This window comes from Hymenobacter sp., assembly GCF_031398885.1.
GTDB lineage: Bacteria > Bacteroidota > Bacteroidia > Cytophagales > Hymenobacteraceae > Hymenobacter.
The window spans coordinates 18523-35102 of record NZ_JANNOD010000126.1 but is presented as its reverse complement, the minus strand read 5'-3'; the positions used below and the strand labels follow the sequence as shown (position 1 = coordinate 35102).

Here is a 16580-nt window from a genome sequence, read left to right as displayed (position 1 = left end):
TTGCCTCGTTCTCCCGTCAACCTCACCCCCTGACCCCCTCTCCCGTGGAGAGGGGGCACCGGACATGCGCTGACGTCAGGCTCCCCTCTCTTTTGGAGAGGGGTCGGGGGTGAGGTTTGCCGGGCGGACGAAGCGAGCGAGATGCCTCGGCTACGCTCAGCATGACGTTCTTTTACCTCATCACCTCATCACCTTATCACTCCGTTACCTCATCACCACGCCCATGCTCACCATTGCGCTGCTGTTGCTGTTCGGCCTGCTGTTCCTGGCGGCTGAGGTTATCTTCATCCCGGGCACCACGGTGGTGGGCTTCGTGGGGTTTGTGCTGCTGGTGGCGGGCGTTTGGCTCGGCTACCGCGACTTGGGCACGCCGGGGGGCCACTACGCGCTGGCCGGCGTGGTGGTGTTGAGCGGGCTGATTGTGTTCGTGGGGCTGCGGCCCAAAAACCTGGCGCGGGTGGCCCTGACCAGCGTGAACAACTCGTCGGTGCGCGACGCGCGGCGGGCCGACGTGGCGCCGGGCACCGTGGGCCGCGCGCTCTCGGCCCTGCGGCCGGCGGGCACGGCCCTGTTCGGGGCCGAGCGGCGGGAAGTGGTGACGCGCGGCGAGTTCGTGGCCACCGGCAGCGAGGTGCGCGTGCTGGGCATTGAGGAGAACCGTATTGTAGTGGCCGCGGCGCCGGGCGCGGCGTAGAATTCGGCGTTACTTTACGCCATGGATTTTCCCTTCATTCCCCTGGCCATCGCAGCCGTCGTGCTGCTGGTCTTTCTCTATTTTTTCCCGGTTAGCCTGTGGGTGACGGCCCTGTTCTCGGGGGTGCGGGTAAGCCTACTGCAATTGGCGTTTATGCGGGTGCGCAAGGTGCCGCCGTCGCTCATCGTCAACTCGATGATAACCTCGACCAAGGCCGGCCTGCAGATTACGGCCAACGACTTGGAAACCCATTTTCTGGCCGGGGGCAACGTGCCCAGCGTCATCAAGGCCCTGATTTCGGCCGACAAGGCCAACATTCCGCTCACCTTCAAGCAGGCCACGGCCATCGACCTGGCGGGCCGCAACGTGTTCGAGGCCGTGACCACCAGCGTCAACCCGAAGGTGATTAACACGCCCAGCGTGGCCGCAGTGTCGCAGGACGGCATTCAGCTCATCGTCATTGCCCGGGTCACGGTGCGGGCCAACATCGCGCAACTGGTGGGCGGGGCCGGTGAGGAAACCATTCTGGCGCGGGTGGGCGAGGGCATTGTGTCGAGCATCGGCTCGTCAAAGTCGCACAAGGAGGTGATGGAAAACCCCGACAAGATTTCCAAGCTGGTGCTCTCCAAGGGCCTGGACGCGGGCACGGCGTTCGAAATCCTGTCCATCGACATTGCCGACGTGGACATTGGCGAGAACATCGGGGCCAAGCTTCAGACCGACCAGGCCAGCGCCGACCTGCGCGTGGCCGAGGCCCGCGCCGAGGAGCGCCGGGCCATGGCCGTGGCCGTGGAGCAGGAAAACCGCGCCAAAACCCAGGAAGCCAAATCCAAAGTAGTCGAGGCCGAAGCCGAGATTCCCAAGGCCATTGCCGAAGCTTTCCGCAGCGGCAATTTGGGCGTGATGGACTACTACAAGATGCGCAACGTGCAGGCCGACACCGAAATGCGCGACTCCATTGCCAACCCCGGCGGAAGCAGCGGCAGCATCAAGCCCGGCCGGGAGGAGGGGCGGCAGTCGTAGGGTCAATTAAAAATTGAGAATTAAGAATTAAAAATGCCCGCCTGAATCGTCAAGCGGGCATTTTTAATTCTTAATTCTCAATTTTTAATTTCCGAAGGCACTACTTTTTCGTAATCGTGAATTCAACGCGCCGGTTTTTGGAGCGGGTTTCTTCCTGGTCGTTGCTGGCCACGGGCTTGGTGTCGCCGAAACCTTCGGTGGTGATGCGGTCGCCTTTGACGCCGCGGCTGCTGAGGTACTTTTTCACTTCGTTCACCCGGTCCTGGCTCAGCTTGAGGTTGAGGGCGGGGTCGCCCTGGTTGTCGGTGTGGCCGTTGATCTTAATTTCCACCGTCGGGTAATCCTTCATGATGCGGATGAGGCGGGCCAGTTCGGGGTAGGAGCTGGTGCTGAGGTAGTAGCGGCTCTGCTGGAAAAAGATGTTGTTCAGCTTCACGGTCTGGCCCACGTTGAAGGGGACCAGGAACAGGTCCTGCTTCTGCTCGGAGTACTTGTCCTTGGCCGTCACGTCGAGGCTGGCGTTTTCGGCCAGGTAGCCCTTGGCTTCGGCGCGGTAGCCGTACTGCACGCCGGTGGGCAGCACGATGGTGTAGGAGCCGTCGACGGGGTCGGTTTCGGTGACGCCGATTTCCTCGCCCGTGAGCAGGTTTTCGTAGTGGATGATGGCCCGGATGGGCTTGCCGGTGCTCACGTCGACCACCCGGCCGGTCACCAGCGTCACCACTTCGGGCTGGAAGGCGGGGGCCAGCGAGATGCGAAAGATGTCGCGCGAGTTCTCGATGCCGTTGCGCGACGACACCAGGTAGGCGTCCTGGCCGGCGGCCGAAATGGTGTAGTAGGCGTCGAAATCCGGCGAGTTCACCACCGGGCCCAGGTTGCGGGGCGGGCTCCAGTTGGTCCAGGTGTCGTCGAGGCGCTTGGTGTAGAAAATGTCGGACTTGCCGTAGCCGCCGCGGCCCTCGCTGGCGAAGTACAGCGTCTTTTCGTCGGCGGCCAGGAAAGGGGCGAAGTCGGCCTTGGCCGTGTTCACGTTGGGGCCCAGGCCGCGCGGCTTGGTCCAGGTGTTGGTGGTTTCGGGCACCGGGAAGCTCACGAACAGGTCCTGGCCGCCCAGGCCGTCGGGGCGGTCCACGGCCATGAGCAGGGCCTTGCCCGAGGTAGCCAGGAAAAAGTCGACGTGTTCCTTGTCGTTGTTCACGAAGTCTTTGATGTCGAGCTTCACCGGCTGGGTCCAGCCCACGCGGCTGCGCTTGGTGAGGCTGCAGCCCAGCGGGTCGAGGGTGCCGTCGCGGTTGTAAATGTTGATGAGGATGGCGCTCTGGCCGTTGGCCGACACCGAGGCCAGGCCGTTGGGGTCGTCGGGGGTGTTCACGGGGCTACCCATGTTCTTGGCCGGGCTCCAGGTTTTGTTCTTGCCGCTGGTCAGGGTCGAGTACCAGATGTCCTGCGGGTCGCGGCTGCCGCCCACGTTGCCAGGGTTGCTCTCGCGGGCGAAGTACAGGGTGCGGCCGTTGGGCGAAATAACCGGGTGGGTGTCGACGTAGCGGGTGTTTACGTTCGGGCCCAGGTTCACCAGCGAGGAGTCGAACTGGGCGGAGTTCACCGCATCGGGCCCTTTGGGTCCTTCAAAAGCCTGCTTCACCATGGTGGAGGCCACGTCGGCGATGCCGATGGCGTCAATCTGGTTCACGCCTTCTACCTTGGCCGTGTTCATGTGCACGACCGCGCCCAGCGTGCGGTACTCGGCGGCCGGGAAGCGCACTTCCAGGGTGCGGTAGGCCTCGGGCAGGGGGCCGGGCTTGTCGTTGGAATACACCTCGTGGCGCTCGCCTTTGGTATCCACCAGCTCAATTTTGGTGATGGCGCCGGGGTTGAAATTTTCGACCACCGTCACCTGCTGGGCGGCGATGGAGCGGGCAAAGCGCACTTCGATGAATTCATTGGGTCCCTCCTTGCGCGGAATCCAGGCGTCGTTGCTGATTTGGCCGAGCGGGAGGGCATTGGGCGTGCTCAGCACCTGCGAGGGAGAAAAGGGGTCTTTGCCGTCGGCTTTTTGGGAGGAGGCGGCTACCAGGCGGGCGGCCCACAGCACGCGCTGGGCCCGGGCCGGCGCGGCCACCGCCAGCAGCAAGGCCACCAACCCCAGGGCCAGCAGGCGACTCATCGGATAACTATTCATAGTACCAATAGCAGAATAAGGAAACACTAGCTTTAAACGCAATAAACCGCGCCAACCCATCTACGAAGCAAAGAAGATTTCAACAGCTAACCTACTAAAAAACTATTTGGTGGGCCTCCCGAACCGATGTGTTACCTTCCCACTGCGGCACTGCGAAGGGGTCATTCGCCGGCCGCGCAGGCGTGGCAATCCGGTGGTTTTCGGCGCATCTAGAGCGGTTCTCGGGTTCGTGTGCAGGGCGCGGCCGGAAACCTCACGCGACCCCTACGGGGCCGGCCCCGCTCCCGCGGAGAGGAGAGCCGAACGACTGGTATGGCAACCTGAGAGCTGCCGCGGGCCGCGCCAGGGTTCGGCGCGCCGGTAGTGCGGGACTGTTGTTGGTTGCGCTGGCCTTGCTGCCGCTGGTGGCAAGAGCCCAGGTGCTGGTGGGCGCCACGCCGTTTGGGCCCGTGTTCAGCGGGCTGCGCCCGGCCGGGGCCGACACCGCGCTGCTGCTCGTGGCCCGCGCCCGGCGGGTGGGCCTGAGCACCTTCGTGCAGACCACCGGCGCGCGGGGCTACCTGCGGCTGGGCCCGCGCCAGCAACTGCGCTACCGCCTGGGCACCGACATGATTTACGACTCGCGGGGCACGCCGCCCTTCGTGCGGGAAGACTACGGCGCCGACGTGGCCCACGTGTTCGCCCTCGACGCGGCCAACCACTGGCAGCTCGGCCAGCAACTCCACTACGACCAAAGCCGGGCCAACGCCACCCGCACCGGCCTGTGGCTGGGCCGCCTGGGCTACCAGCGCCGCCTGCGGCCGGCCAGCCCCACCGATACTTTGTCGCAGCTGCGGGTTACGGCGCTGGGCGGCCTGGCCACCGACCGCCGCAACGGCCGCAACGACGCGGGCGTGGCTTATGGCTTCGACGCGGCGGCTATTTTCTTTGCCAGTGGGCCGGCCGCGCCCCCGCTGGCGGTGCGCGTGCTGGGCACCCGCGCGGCGCTGGGCCCCCGCACCATGCAGCGCCTGGTGGCCGAAGCCGCGGGCGAGCGGACGTTTCTGGCCAATGCGCCGCTCACGGTGCAGGGCCGGCTGGGCTACCGCACCAACCGCGCCGAGGACTACCTGCAGGGCTCGGTGCAGCGCATTCAGTCCGATACCGTGGCCGCGCAGGCCGGCGCTTCCTACCGCCTCAACACCTTCACCACTCTGCGCTCCGACAACAGCGTGCTGCTGCCCACCCGGGCGTTTGGGTACCGCCGCCAGCGCGCGGATGCCGACACTTTGCAGGACGTGGGCTACCGCCAGCGGGAGCTGGACACCCGCCAGGAGCTGCGCTTTGCCCGCCCCGCGCTGCAAACCAGCCTCAACCTGAGCTACCGCGAGCGAACCCGGGCCTACTACCTCGACAATTCCCGCAACCTGAGCGCCATTCGGCTGGCCAATGCCCTCACCCGCGAGCAGGTGAAGGATATTACCGAGCAAACCACCCAGTACCAATTCGCCCTCACCTGGCTGCCCACGGCCCGCCACGCGCTGGGCCTGCTGGGCACCGCCCAGTTGCTGCGGGTGGACGCCCCCAGCAAAGACAACCAGCAAACCCGCGACGAGGCCCAGCACCTGCTGCGCCTGACCTGGACCGGCCGCTGGGCCGGGGCCTTCCGCACCACGCTGGGCGTGGCCGGCGAAGTGCGCCAAACGGTGTTCATCCGGGCCGGGCTCAGCGCCGAAAACTACACCGACCGGCTGCTGCACTGGGAGCCGGGCTTCACCTGGGCGCCCGGTAAGCTGAGCCTGCGCTCGACTTACCACCTGTGGGTGAGCTACCAGGTGCGCGACCGGGAGAGCGAGCAGGCCCGCAACCGCGCCAGCCGCGTGCTGGAGCAAACCCAGAGCATCAGCTACCAGCTGCGGCCCCGGCTGCTGCTGCTGGCCGACTACGTGCGCCGCGAAAACCGGGTGGGCCAGCTCGACTGGGCGCGGTTCCGGGAAAGCCCGCTCGACACCAGCGTGACCCACGACCTCACGGTGGGCCTGCGCCAGAGCTGGGCCGGCCGCCAGGGCGGCACCAGCCTGCGCCTGGGCTACCGCCTGCTGGAGCAGCGCAACTACGGCCGCGCCGCCCTGCTCTCGGACGCGCCCACCGGCCCGGCTTCCTCACTCATTTACCTGCGCGGCATCACCCGGCAGCAGGGCCCCGAGCTGGCCGTGGAGCGCCACGCCACGGCCGGCTTCAACCTGGTGGCCAGCGTGTGGCTGCAGTGGCTGCGCACGTTTTCGACCTACACCACCGGGCCGGGCGCTTTCATCGGCAGCAGCTACACGGCCCTGGATTTGGCCCGTGAGACGCGCCGGCTGCTGCCCTACTTCGAGCTGACGGCGGAGTGGCGCGTGGGGCGGGGGCGGCGGTAGATGGCGTACACCAACCCAAAACTTGCAAACCTCGGCTGCCGACAACCCAACGACAGCCCCAGCGGGGCGGCATAGCGGTAGCGAAGGCAGGTAAAACGGGTTATTGAGCCCCGGCGGGGCGACACTCGTTAGCGCAAGTGCCGCCCCGCTGGGGCTTGTATGAACCTACTCCTCCTGGTTTTACTACCGACATGCCGCCCCGCTGGGGCTGTCGTTGGGTTGTCGGCAGCCGAGGTTTGCTGCAAAAAATGAAGCGCTATTTATCTTTCAGCGGGTCGTGGCCCCAGTTCATTAAAGAATAGCGCCAGCGGGATGTTTTCACGTCGTCCTTATTGTGCGGGCCCTGGGCCAGGTGGCGGCTGACGTAGCTGTGCACCTTGTGCATGTGCTCGTCGTCGTGGGCGGTCAGGTCGGCTTGTTTTTTGTGCAGAATTTCCACGATTCGCTCGCCCGAATGGTGGCCAATGCTGCTGCCGTCGCCGCTGGCCTGGCCCACGGTTTTGGATTCCTCGGTTTGCAGCCACTTCGCCAGTTCGGCGGCGGTCATGTTGACGTCCTGCTTGAATTGGGCACGGATGTCGTCGTTGGATTTGGGGGCGGTGGCCATGGGAGAGAAGGACGTGAGTGAGAGAAAGCGGCAGGGAAATGCTGGAGTCGGCAGCGAGGCCGGGCCTATTCGTCGCGGGCGTGTCGGCGGGCGGCCTTTGCGGCGGCGGTGTTGTCGACGGTTTGGTGGCCGGCGCGGGAGCCGGCTTGCTTTTTGGCGTTGGTGGCCTTTTGCTGGGCGGGCGACAGTTCGTCCCAGGCTTTCTGGGGCAGGTAGCGGGTGGTACCGCCGGCGCGCCGGGCCGGTTGGCCGTCGGCGGTCTGCCACGCTTGGCCCGTCCACGCCTGCAGGTGCTGCTGCGCCTCGGTGGCTGCGCGGTGCTTGTAGCCCCCGCCGGCCTTTTTGTACGCGGCCGTCAGCAGTTGCGACTTCCGGGCGCTCCACTGCCCCGGCTCCCCGCCCTTGTCGCCGGCCCTGATTTCCTCTTTGAGCCGCTCGCGCAGCGGCGGGTCGGTGTAGGTATCGGCCGGAGTGCGCCGGGCCGCCGCGGCGGGTTTCTGTGCGGGTTTAGCCGGCGATTTGGCAGCCATGACAACGGGGCGAGAAGTGCGTTGAACAAAAGAAATAAGGGTGCCCGCATCGACGCGCCAGGCCCAAAATCCTCAGCCTTGCTATACGCAAACCGGCTAATTTGGGTCTGGGCAGTAGTTGCTAGAGCGGTTCTCAGTTGGGTACACGGGCTGCTGGCCGGGTGCAGGGTCGTTCCCGTTGGGGCTGGCCACCGCCCGTGGTTGAACGGTTGGTCCGAGTGCCATCCAGCGACGGGCCGGGCCAGCCCCACCCCCCACCCCGTTCGGTGCGCTGGCCTCGAAACTGCTCCAGAAACGCCACAAGCTGCGCGAACGTGGCGGGGGGCCCTGGGCGCGGGACCGGCCGCCGAACGTGAGTGGGCAATTTCCTGTCTCAACTGCTCATTCCCGTGCTCGCGCGTCGTTACCGGGGTCGCGGCGGCCCGTGATACAACAGCGCCCGTGGCGGCAAGGCCACGGGCGCTTTCCTTAATTGACCGGCGGCTTTACCCCCAAGGCGTCAAATGTGGGTTCGCGCGACTGGGCTATCAATGAGAAAGATGTAGCGTCCCTCCATTCCTCCTAACATCCCGGGAAGATTTCATACGTAAGGGGTTGGTAGCTGAGCCGCCCATTGCGGCGCAGCATCAGCTCCCGCTCCCGCTTCTTCGCATGTCCGCTTCCCCTTATCCGCCCGGTACCGTGCGCGCGCTGCTCGGCACGGCCCACGTTTCCGAGGCTACCCGCGCCGCCCTGCAAGGCCGACTCGACGCCTCCGCCACTTACGAGCCGCAACTGCTCGCTCCCGAAACCTACGCCTTGCTTGAAGCCGTGGCCGCCCGCCTGTTTCCGCAGCCCGACCGCCCCGGCCAGCCCATTGCCCTGGCCCCGGCCGTGGACCAGCGCCTGGCCACGGGCGAGTCGGACGGCTGGCGCTACGACGCCCTGCCCCCCGACCGCGAGGCTTACCGCCTGGGCCTGGGCGGCATCCAGGAAGTTGCCCAGGCGCTGTTTCAAGCCGACTTTACGAGCCTGCCACCCGAGCAGCAGGACGCCGTGCTGCGCGCCCTGGCCGATGGCCACCCGCCCGGCGCCGCCTGGGAAACGCTGGACGCCGGCCGCTTCTTCGAGGAGCTGCTGGCTGAGCTCACCGAAAATTACTACGCCCACCCGCTGGCCCAGGAAGAAATTGGCTACGCGGGAATGGCCGACCTGCCGGCCTGGACCAGCATCGGCCTCGATGAAAAAGAAGACCGGGAACCTGCTGCGAGTGATGAAGAAATGAGGTGATGAGGTGATGAAGGCGAGAAGCACACGTCAATTCTAGACGTGCTCTCCGCCCAAAGCATTTTTCACTTCATTACCTCATCCCTCCATCACCTCATCACTACCAACCATGCCCGACGAAGAAGTTCTTGAAGAAAGCGTCCTAAACCCGGTGCAGCCGGAAATCCAGGACCCGCTGCTGCGGGCGCTGCTGGCCGACGAGCCCGCGACTGCGGCTGCGCCAATTGATACCCCGCTGGAGCAGTCCCAGGCCGTGCCGGCCGAGGCCGACGAAGTAGACTGCGTAGTCATTGGCCTGGGTGCGGGCGGGGCACCGCTGCTGGCCCGCCTGGCCATGGCCGGCCTGAAGGTGGTGGCCCTGGAAGCCGGCCCCTGGCACAACCCCGGGCAGGATTTTGCCACCGACGAGAAAGCGCAGGCATTTCTGTTTTGGAACGACGAGCGGCTGGCCGCCGGCCACGACCCGCTGGCCATGGGCCGCAACAACTCCGGTACCGGCGTGGGCGGCTCCACGCTGCACTACACCGCCTACACGCCCCGCCCGCTGCCCGACGACCTGCACCTGAACCGCGACTTCGGCCGAGGCGAGGACTGGCCGCTGGGGTTTGAGGAGCTGGAGCCGTACTACGAGGAGCTGGAGCGGTTTCTGGGCATTTCGGGCCCCACGCCCTACCCCTGGGGCCCGGCCCGGCGCACGGGCTACCCGCTGGCGCCGCTGCCGCTGAATGGCGCCGCCCAGCTCATGGTGCGCGGGGCGGAGAAAATCGGTATTCGCACCTCCCCGGCGGCCAACGCGGCGCTGTCGGCCCGCTACTATCAGGACGGCGTGGGCTGGCGCGAGGCCTGCACCAACCGCGGCTTCTGCCAGGCCGGCTGCTCCAACGGCGCCAAGGCCAGCATGGACGTGACGTTCATTCCGCTGGCCGTGGCGCACGGGGCCGATATCCAGCCCAACAGCTTCGTAACCGAGATTGAGCGCGACGCCCGGGGCCGCGTCACCGGCGTGGTATACACCCAAAACGGGGAGCAAATGCGGCAGCGCTGCCGCCACCTGTTCCTCTGCGCCGGCTCGGTGGAAACCCCGCGCCTGCTGCTGCTCAACGAGCTGGCCCTGACCAGCGGGCAGGTGGGCCGCAACCTGATGGCCCACCCCGGCCTGCAGGTGTGGGGCACGTTTGAAGAAGCCGTGCGGCCCTACAAGGGCATTCCGGGCGGCTTGATTTCGCAGGACACCCACCGGCCGGCGGACGCGGACTTTGCGGGCGGCTACCTGCTGCAGAGCATCGGCGTGATGCCCGTGACGTTTGCCAGCCAGGTGGCCCGGGGCCGCAAGCTCTGGGGCCAGCCCCTGCGCGACTACATGCGGAACTACAACCACGTGGCCGGCATCAACATCCTCGGCGACTGCCTGCCCCACGCCGACAACTTCCTGGAGCTGGCCGAGGAAAAGGACGCCCGCGGCCTGCCCAAACCGCGGCTGCACTTCACGGCCCAGGAAAACGAGCAGCGCATGAACGCCCACGCCGAAGCCCTGATGCGCCGCATCTGGGAAGCCGCCGGCGCCACCGACATCTGGGCCTTTGGGCGCTACGCCCACGTCATTGGCACGGCCCGCATGGGCCTGAGCGGCGACGACGCCGTGGTGGACGCCGACGGCCGCGCCTTCGACGTGCCCAACATCTACATCTCCGACAACTCCACCTTCCCCAGCGCCCTGAGCGTGAACCCGGCCCTGACCATCATGGCCCTGAGCCTGCGCACGGCCGACAAGTTTTTGGCGCAGCAGCGGCGGCGGGATTCTTGACTTTAGTTGTTAGTTGCTCGTTGTCAGTTGTCAGCCGCCGGCGGCCATTCAACGGACCTGACAACTGACAACGAACAACTAACAACTACACCATGAAGTCCTTTCTCACAGAAATCAAGGCCCATTTCGGCGACGGCAACTACGAGGGCGACCAATTTGGGGGTGCTACCGGCCACAACGGCAACGGCCTACCCACGGGCTTGCCCAACAACTTCATGTTCGCCACGGGCATCGAGTGCAGCTACCCCACCATTGATAATGGCCGGACCCGCCGCGACCTGCTGGCCGAGTGCGACCACTACAACCGCTACCAGGAGGACCTGGGCCTGGTGAAGGAATTGGGGCTCAAGGTGCTGCGCTACGGCCTGCCGTACTACCGCATTCAGCGCGGGCCCAATAAGTACGACTGGGAATTTGCCGACCTGGCCCTGGCCGAGATGCAGCGCCTGGGCATCACGCCCATCCTGGACCTGATGCATTTCGGGGTGCCCGACTGGCTGGGCAACTGCCAGAACCCCGAGCTGCCGGTGCACTTTGCGGCCTACTGCGGGGCGGTGGCCAAGCGCTACCCCTGGGTGCGGTTTTACACGCCGGTGAACGAGATTTACGTGACGGCCAAGATGAGCGCCAAGGACGGCATCTGGAACGAGCAGCTCAAGTCGGACCACGCCTTCGTGACGGCGCTCAAGCACCTGGTGGCGGCCAGCATCATGGGCACCCAGCAGATTGCCAAGCAGCGGCCCGACTGCGTGATTGTGCAGAGCGAGTCGGCCGAGTTCACCCACGAGCTGCGCGCCGAGCGCACCCCGGCCGTGCAGCTGGAGAACCTGCTGCGCTTCACTTCCCTCGACTTGCTCTACGCCCACCACCCCGAGGGCGAGGTGCTGAACTACTTATACGACAACGGGCTGACCCGCCGCGAGTACGACTGGTTCATGGCCGGCGAGCCGCCCGGCTACCAGATTATGGGCAACGACTACTACGGCCGCAACGAGAAAATCATGCTGCCGAACGGCGAAATTGTGACCAGTATGGACGTGCTGGGCTGGTACAACATCACCCACGACTACTACCAGCGCTACAAGAAGCCGGTGATGCACACCGAAACCAACGTGCTCGAAGTTGGGGATGCCCCCACCTGGCTCTGGAAGCAGTGGGTGAACGTGCTGCGCATGCGCAAGGAAGGCGTGCCCGTGCTGGGCTTCACCTGGTATTCGCTCATCGACCAGGTGGACTGGAACATTGGCCTGGAGCGCAAGGTGGGCACCGTGAACCCCTGTGGCCTCTACGACCTCGACCGCAAGCCCCGCCCCGTGGCCGACGCTTACAGAATGCTGCTCCAGGAGTACGGCCAGATTACCATCGTGCCCCACGGCGAGTTGTTTGAGGTGACCACGGCCCCCGCCACGCTGAAGGTGGAGGTATAGGGGAACGACTCAACCACGGCCGCCATCCACCGTTTGGCCTTTGGCGGCCTGCCTCCACGCGGGCCTCGTGAATTCTGATGCCTTCTGCGTTCCCCTTGCTCCCGCGCGCGCGCCAGCACTGGCCCTACTACCTGACCGAAGGGGTGAGCCTGGCCTGCTTCGTGGTGGGCAGCGGGCTGGCCACGCTGCTGGCCACGCACCCCGCTTCGCCAGTGGCGCGGGCCCTGCCCGCCCACCCGCTGGCGCACCGCGCGGCCGTGGGCCTGCTGGTGGCCGGGGTGATAAGCGCCCTGGCTTACAACCCCTGGGGCCAGCGCTCGGGCGCGCATTTCAACCCGGCCGTCACGCTCGGCTTCTGGCAGCTGGGCCGCATCAGCGGCGCCGATGCCGGGGCTTACCTGCTGGCGCAAGTAGCCGGCGCTGCTGCGGGGGCCGCGCTGCTGCACCTGGCCGTGGGCCGCTGGCTGGCCCACCCCGCCATTCACCACCTGCTCACCCAACCCAAGCCCGAGCCCGGCGGCACCGCCCTGGCCTGGGGCGCCGAATTCGTCATCACCGGGGGGCTGATGCTGGTGCTCTTGGTCGCGCTGCACTCGCCTGCTCTGCAGAAAGCCACGGGCGCGCTGGTGGCGGCGCTGCTGGCTGTTTACATCACTCTGGAGGCCCCGCTCTCGGGCATGAGCCTCAACCCGGCCCGCTCGCTGGGCACGGCGCTGCTGGCCGGCGAGTTTCGGGGCCTGTGGGTGTACTGGACCGCCCCGCCCCTGGCGGCCTGGCTGGCCGTGGTGGGCTGGAAATGGCGCCGCGGCCACCCGCTGGCCCGCGCGCTGCGGCCCGGCCCGGGGCCGGTTTCCTTCGGCGGCACCACTCCGCCTCATTACCCCGACCCAAACCCGAAGGCGTGAGACTGGCCAGTATCGGCCAGCAACCAACGGCGGCCCCACCGGTGCGTCACACCAAGTTGAAGAATTAATAACCTGTCGGCTACTCCTTGCGCATCCGCGGCCGGTAATTTTGGACAATGCTCCACCTGGCCAAATCAGAAGTTCCGCTCCTGCTGCTGGGCTTATTGCCGGGCCTGGCGCTGGGCTATCTGGCCGGCTGGCGCCGGGCCGCCGCGCGCCTGAGGGAGCTGCACCTGCTGGCCCACCGCAAACAGGAAATCATCGACGCCCTGAAATGGGAAAGCGTGCAGCCGGCCCCCGGCAGCTAACCCAGGCGGCGGCCCAGTCGTTGGCTGCCCTAGCCTTCGGCTCCGTTACGGGGCGGCCGTGGGGCGATAACCCGCCCCGGTACCATCGAACACGGCCTGCTGCTCGATTTTGGCTCCACCTCCTTTGTTTCGATGCCGCCCGGCGCCAGCGTCTGGCGGGCCGGAGTCGCAGGTCGACCCGGCCCATCTTCACTGGCGGTCGGGGCATCTACTGTTCTCAGAAGCTGTTTGAATTAGCCGCTGGTCGATGTAGAGCCGCATCCTGGCGTCTCTACATCGTTCTCATGCCACCAAAAAATAACTCAACTAGCTTCTTGAACAGTTTTCAAGTTGGTGCTCGCAGTGAAGATGCGTGTCTGCGTCGCTGCAAAAACGCGTGCCCTGGCGCCGAAACCGCTCTGGCGGTTTGCGTAAGGCCTGATGAAAAGTAAACGCCCCGCCTTTGTGAAGCGGCTCCGGCGGGCCCGGCAGTGGCTTGGCCACCGCCGCACGGCTAATGGCTGGCAATCAGGGCGCGTTTGCTGGCTGCTGGCAATTCTACGTTGGGCCGGCTTGCGGCACTTGCTTTTTTCGCCGGGCACCCTGCTTCAGCTTAAGTTTCTACAATTTGGGGCGGAACTAGTTGGGAGCGTGTGGTGCTTTGCGTAAATTGCGTGGCTTCCACATTCCACAATTCTACCCTTTGGCCGTTTCTTCCATCTCTATGAGGTTTCTTGCTTCGTTGCTCTTGGCGTGCCTGTGGGTGCTGCCGGCCGCAGCCCAGCGTATCGTAGTGAGTGGCCAGGTAGTGGAAGCTACCAACGGCGAGCCGGTACCGTTCGCCTCGGTTTTTATTCCCAACACCGGCACGGGCGCCACCGCCGACGCCGAGGGCAAGTTCCGACTGGCCGTGCCGGGCCCCGCCGATTCCCTCGCGGCGTCGGCCATGGGCTTTGCCACCCAGCGGCGCAAGCTCACCGATGCCGCCGTACAAACGGTGCTGTTCCGGCTCCGGGCCGGCGGCGTGGCCCTGGCCGAAGTGGTGGTGCTGTCGCGCCAGCCCGAGAACCCCGCCTTTCGCATTCTGCGCGAGGTGCAGAAGCACAAGCCCGAGAACGGGCGCAACGCCCTGCGAGCCGCCGAGTTCGACTCGTACAACCGCATCGAAACCAGCCTGACCCAGCTGCCCGCCAACCTGGCCAAGCGCAAGGTCATTAAGGACATCCGAGCCCTGGCCGTGCGCCAGGGCGCCGCCGCCGCCGCCGATGCCGACGCGCCGCTGCCCATTTTCGCTTCGGAGGTGGGCTCCCGGGTGTACCAGAAATTTGCCCCCCTGCGCCGCCGCGAAGACCTGCTGCACCGGCAAATGCGCGGCGTGGGCCCGCGCGAGGGCTCGGTGCTCTCGCAAATGCTGGGCTCGAACTTCCAGAATTTTGATTTCTACCCCAACTGGCTGAACGTGCTGGGCAAGGACTTTACCTCGCCCATCGCCGAAGGCGGCCGCCTGACGTACGACTACACCCTGCAGGACTCGGTGATGGTGGGCCGGGACTGGTGCTACCGCATTGCGGTGGCCCCCAAACGGCCCCACGACCTGGCCTTCAAGGGCACCATTTGGATTACCGCCGAGGGCTACGCCCTGCGCCGCGCCGACCTGGTGGCCAGCCCCGACGCCAACCTCAACTTCGTGAGCGACCTGCGCATTTACCAGGACATGACCTCGCCCACCGAGGGGCCCGGCCTGCCGGCCCGCACCCGGCTGGTGCTGGGCGTGCGGCCCTACGAGAAGCAGGCCGCCATGCTGGTGCGCTTCACCACGGTGAGCAGCAATTTTGTGCGGAACAAGCTCCACGAGGAGAGCGGCTTTTACGACCAGCCCGTGGTGTCGACGCTGATGGAAGCCGCGGAAGGGGACGCCGGCCGCCGCGTGCCCGGCGGGCCGCCGCCCGGCGACGGGTACTTCGACCAGCACCGGCCCGACACGCTCACGCTGTCGGAGCAGCAGACGTTTGCCGTGCTCGACTCGGCCAAGGCCTTGCCTTCGGTGCGCAACGTGCTCGACTGGGTCGACTTGTTCGTGAATGGCTACAAGCGGGTGGGGCGCTGGGACATCGGCCCCATTCTGAGCAGCTACGCCCGCAACGACTACGAGGGCAGCCGCCTGCGCTTCGGCTTCCGCACCACGCCCGACATCAGCCGCGACTGGCTCACCCAGGGCTACCTGGCCTACGGCACCCAGGACGGGCGCCTCAAGTACGGCCTGCGCAGCAGCTACATTGCCGAGCGGCGGCACTGGACGGTGTTCGGGGCCGAGTACCGGCACGACGTGGAGCAAGTGGCCCTGCTCGACAACGACTTTCTGCCGGACAACAACTTGTTTCTGGCCGCCTCGCGGTTTGGCCGCTTCATCCAGGGCCGCCCCATTCTGCGCAATCTATACGCCGTGAGTATGCAGCGCGACCTGTTTCACGGCTTCACCCAAACCGTGACCCTGCGCCACCAGGACATCACGCCGCAACACGATTTTGCCTATTTCCGCACGTCCGACCGCAGCCCTACCGCTCCCATTGGCCGCAACATTACGCTCTCGGAAGTGGTGCTGGAGTCGCGTTTTGCGCCCGATGAAAACCTGGTGCAAACCGAAAACCGCCGCAAGTCCATCGGGCTCAAGCGGCTGCCGGTGTTCACGTTCCGCTACACGGTGGGGTTTCGCAACGTGCGCGAACGCAACGACCCGCCCCCCTACCAGAAGTTCAACCTGCTCGTCACGCACAGCGTGTCCTTGGGGCAGTTGGGCCGCCTGGGCTACCGGATGGAAGGCAGCCTGATTCCGACCGCGGTGCCCTACCTCGTCCTCAAAACGCCGCTCGGCAACCAGACGCCGTTCTACAACGCCAACGCGTTCAACCTGATGAATTACTTCGAGTTCGTGACCGACCGCTCGGTGTCGCTGCGGCTCGACCAGCATTTCGAAGGGCTGTTGCTGAACAGCATTCCCGGCATTCGGGCGCTGAACTGGCGCCTGGTGGCCACGGCCAACCTGCTCTACGGCAGCCTGTCGGCGGCCAACGTGGACCAGCCGCGCCGCGACATGCAGGGCAACGAGCTGCCCCCCATCCCCACGCTCGACCAGCAGCCGTACGTGGAAGCCGGCTACGGCGTTGAGAACATCTTCAAATTCATCCGGGTCGACTTCCTGCACCGCGTCACTTACCGCGACCAGCCGGCGGAGAGTGGCCCCAACACGCCCCGGCACCGCAACTTCGGCGTCAAGTTCAGCGCCCAGCTCCGCCTGTGAGCGGCCGGGAACGGCCGACTTGCCCGGTTCGACGTAAACGGGTAACGGCAGCCATCCGGCCCCGGTCAGCCGGCTCAGCCGCGGCTTACTGGCGGCCCGGGTGGCCCGGTTTTGCTAGTCGCCGGCTACCTGGCCAGGGCTAACCGGCCGGGGGCCAGCCAGCT

The 16580-nt window shown here is 66.0% G+C and carries 12 protein-coding genes; 9 read left to right on the top strand and 3 right to left on the bottom strand.

Annotated elements, in window-relative coordinates:
* Positions 1–223: 223 nt before the first annotated feature.
* Both RMO51_RS22070 and floA read left to right on the top strand, forming a co-directional pair.
* Entirely contained in the window at positions 224–694 is a 471-nt protein-coding gene (locus RMO51_RS22070) for an NfeD family protein (RefSeq protein ID WP_310398155.1), read from the top strand.
* Positions 695–715: 21 nt separating this feature from the next.
* The gene (floA, locus tag RMO51_RS22065; protein WP_310398154.1) at positions 716–1717 is read left to right on the top strand and encodes a flotillin-like protein FloA; all 1002 of its coding nucleotides are present in this window, start codon (positions 716–718) and stop codon (positions 1715–1717) included.
* A gap of 100 nt (positions 1718–1817) precedes the next feature.
* Here the strand turns inward: floA and RMO51_RS22060 are convergent, their stop codons facing one another.
* The gene (locus RMO51_RS22060; RefSeq protein WP_310398153.1) at positions 1818–3896 is read right to left on the bottom strand and encodes an OmpA family protein; all 2079 of its coding nucleotides are present in this window, start codon (positions 3894–3896) and stop codon (positions 1818–1820) included.
* A gap of 404 nt (positions 3897–4300) precedes the next feature.
* On the opposite strand from RMO51_RS22060, the gene RMO51_RS22055 reads away from it, so the two are divergent.
* Complete coding sequence (locus RMO51_RS22055; RefSeq protein WP_310398152.1) at positions 4301–6292, top strand: hypothetical protein; 1992 nt, start codon at positions 4301–4303, stop codon at positions 6290–6292.
* A gap of 256 nt (positions 6293–6548) precedes the next feature.
* Here RMO51_RS22055 and RMO51_RS22050 read toward each other — a convergent pair whose 3' ends face one another.
* Together RMO51_RS22050 and RMO51_RS22045 are read right to left on the bottom strand one after the other, a co-directional pair.
* Positions 6549–6899 carry a DUF3140 domain-containing protein gene (locus RMO51_RS22050; protein ID WP_310398151.1) on the bottom strand — a complete coding sequence of 117 codons (351 nt, stop codon included), beginning with the start codon at positions 6897–6899 and terminating at the stop codon, positions 6549–6551.
* A 65-nt stretch (positions 6900–6964) separates the two neighbouring features.
* Positions 6965–7429 (bottom strand): hypothetical protein, encoded by a 465-nt coding sequence (locus RMO51_RS22045; protein WP_310398150.1) that lies wholly within the window; start codon positions 7427–7429, stop codon positions 6965–6967.
* A 651-nt stretch (positions 7430–8080) separates the two neighbouring features.
* On the opposite strand from RMO51_RS22045, the gene RMO51_RS22040 reads away from it, so the two are divergent.
* From RMO51_RS22040 to RMO51_RS22015, 6 genes are all read left to right on the top strand, one after another.
* The gene (locus RMO51_RS22040) at positions 8081–8698 is read left to right on the top strand and encodes a gluconate 2-dehydrogenase subunit 3 family protein (RefSeq protein WP_310398149.1); all 618 of its coding nucleotides are present in this window, start codon (positions 8081–8083) and stop codon (positions 8696–8698) included.
* A gap of 106 nt (positions 8699–8804) precedes the next feature.
* The gene (locus tag RMO51_RS22035; RefSeq protein WP_310398148.1) at positions 8805–10499 is read left to right on the top strand and encodes a GMC family oxidoreductase; all 1695 of its coding nucleotides are present in this window, start codon (positions 8805–8807) and stop codon (positions 10497–10499) included.
* A 92-nt stretch (positions 10500–10591) separates the two neighbouring features.
* Entirely contained in the window at positions 10592–11926 is a 1335-nt protein-coding gene (locus tag RMO51_RS22030) for a family 1 glycosylhydrolase (RefSeq protein ID WP_310398147.1), read from the top strand.
* Positions 11927–12021: 95 nt separating this feature from the next.
* Complete coding sequence (locus tag RMO51_RS22025) at positions 12022–12831, top strand: aquaporin (RefSeq protein WP_310398146.1); 810 nt, start codon at positions 12022–12024, stop codon at positions 12829–12831.
* A gap of 116 nt (positions 12832–12947) precedes the next feature.
* Positions 12948–13139 carry a hypothetical protein gene (locus RMO51_RS22020; protein ID WP_310398145.1) on the top strand — a complete coding sequence of 64 codons (192 nt, stop codon included), beginning with the start codon at positions 12948–12950 and terminating at the stop codon, positions 13137–13139.
* Between the two features lie 703 nt (positions 13140–13842).
* Positions 13843–16416 carry a DUF5686 family protein gene (locus RMO51_RS22015; protein ID WP_310398144.1) on the top strand — a complete coding sequence of 858 codons (2574 nt, stop codon included), beginning with the start codon at positions 13843–13845 and terminating at the stop codon, positions 16414–16416.
* Positions 16417–16580 lie beyond the last annotated feature (164 nt).

Coding starts and splice junctions, on each gene's coding strand:
- floA (WP_310398154.1), top strand. CDS start 716: ATGGATTTTCCCTTCATTCCCCTGGCCATCGCAGCCGTCGTGCTGCTG.
- RMO51_RS22035 (WP_310398148.1), top strand. CDS start 8,805: ATGCCCGACGAAGAAGTTCTTGAAGAAAGCGTCCTAAACCCGGTGCAG.
- RMO51_RS22060 (WP_310398153.1), bottom strand. CDS start 3,896: ATGAATAGTTATCCGATGAGTCGCCTGCTGGCCCTGGGGTTGGTGGCC.
- RMO51_RS22045 (WP_310398150.1), bottom strand. CDS start 7,429: ATGGCTGCCAAATCGCCGGCTAAACCCGCACAGAAACCCGCCGCGGCG.
- RMO51_RS22030 (WP_310398147.1), top strand. CDS start 10,592: ATGAAGTCCTTTCTCACAGAAATCAAGGCCCATTTCGGCGACGGCAAC.
- RMO51_RS22050 (WP_310398151.1), bottom strand. CDS start 6,899: ATGGCCACCGCCCCCAAATCCAACGACGACATCCGTGCCCAATTCAAG.
- RMO51_RS22020 (WP_310398145.1), top strand. CDS start 12,948: ATGCTCCACCTGGCCAAATCAGAAGTTCCGCTCCTGCTGCTGGGCTTA.
- RMO51_RS22015 (WP_310398144.1), top strand. CDS start 13,843: ATGAGGTTTCTTGCTTCGTTGCTCTTGGCGTGCCTGTGGGTGCTGCCG.
- RMO51_RS22070 (WP_310398155.1), top strand. CDS start 224: ATGCTCACCATTGCGCTGCTGTTGCTGTTCGGCCTGCTGTTCCTGGCG.
- RMO51_RS22040 (WP_310398149.1), top strand. CDS start 8,081: ATGTCCGCTTCCCCTTATCCGCCCGGTACCGTGCGCGCGCTGCTCGGC.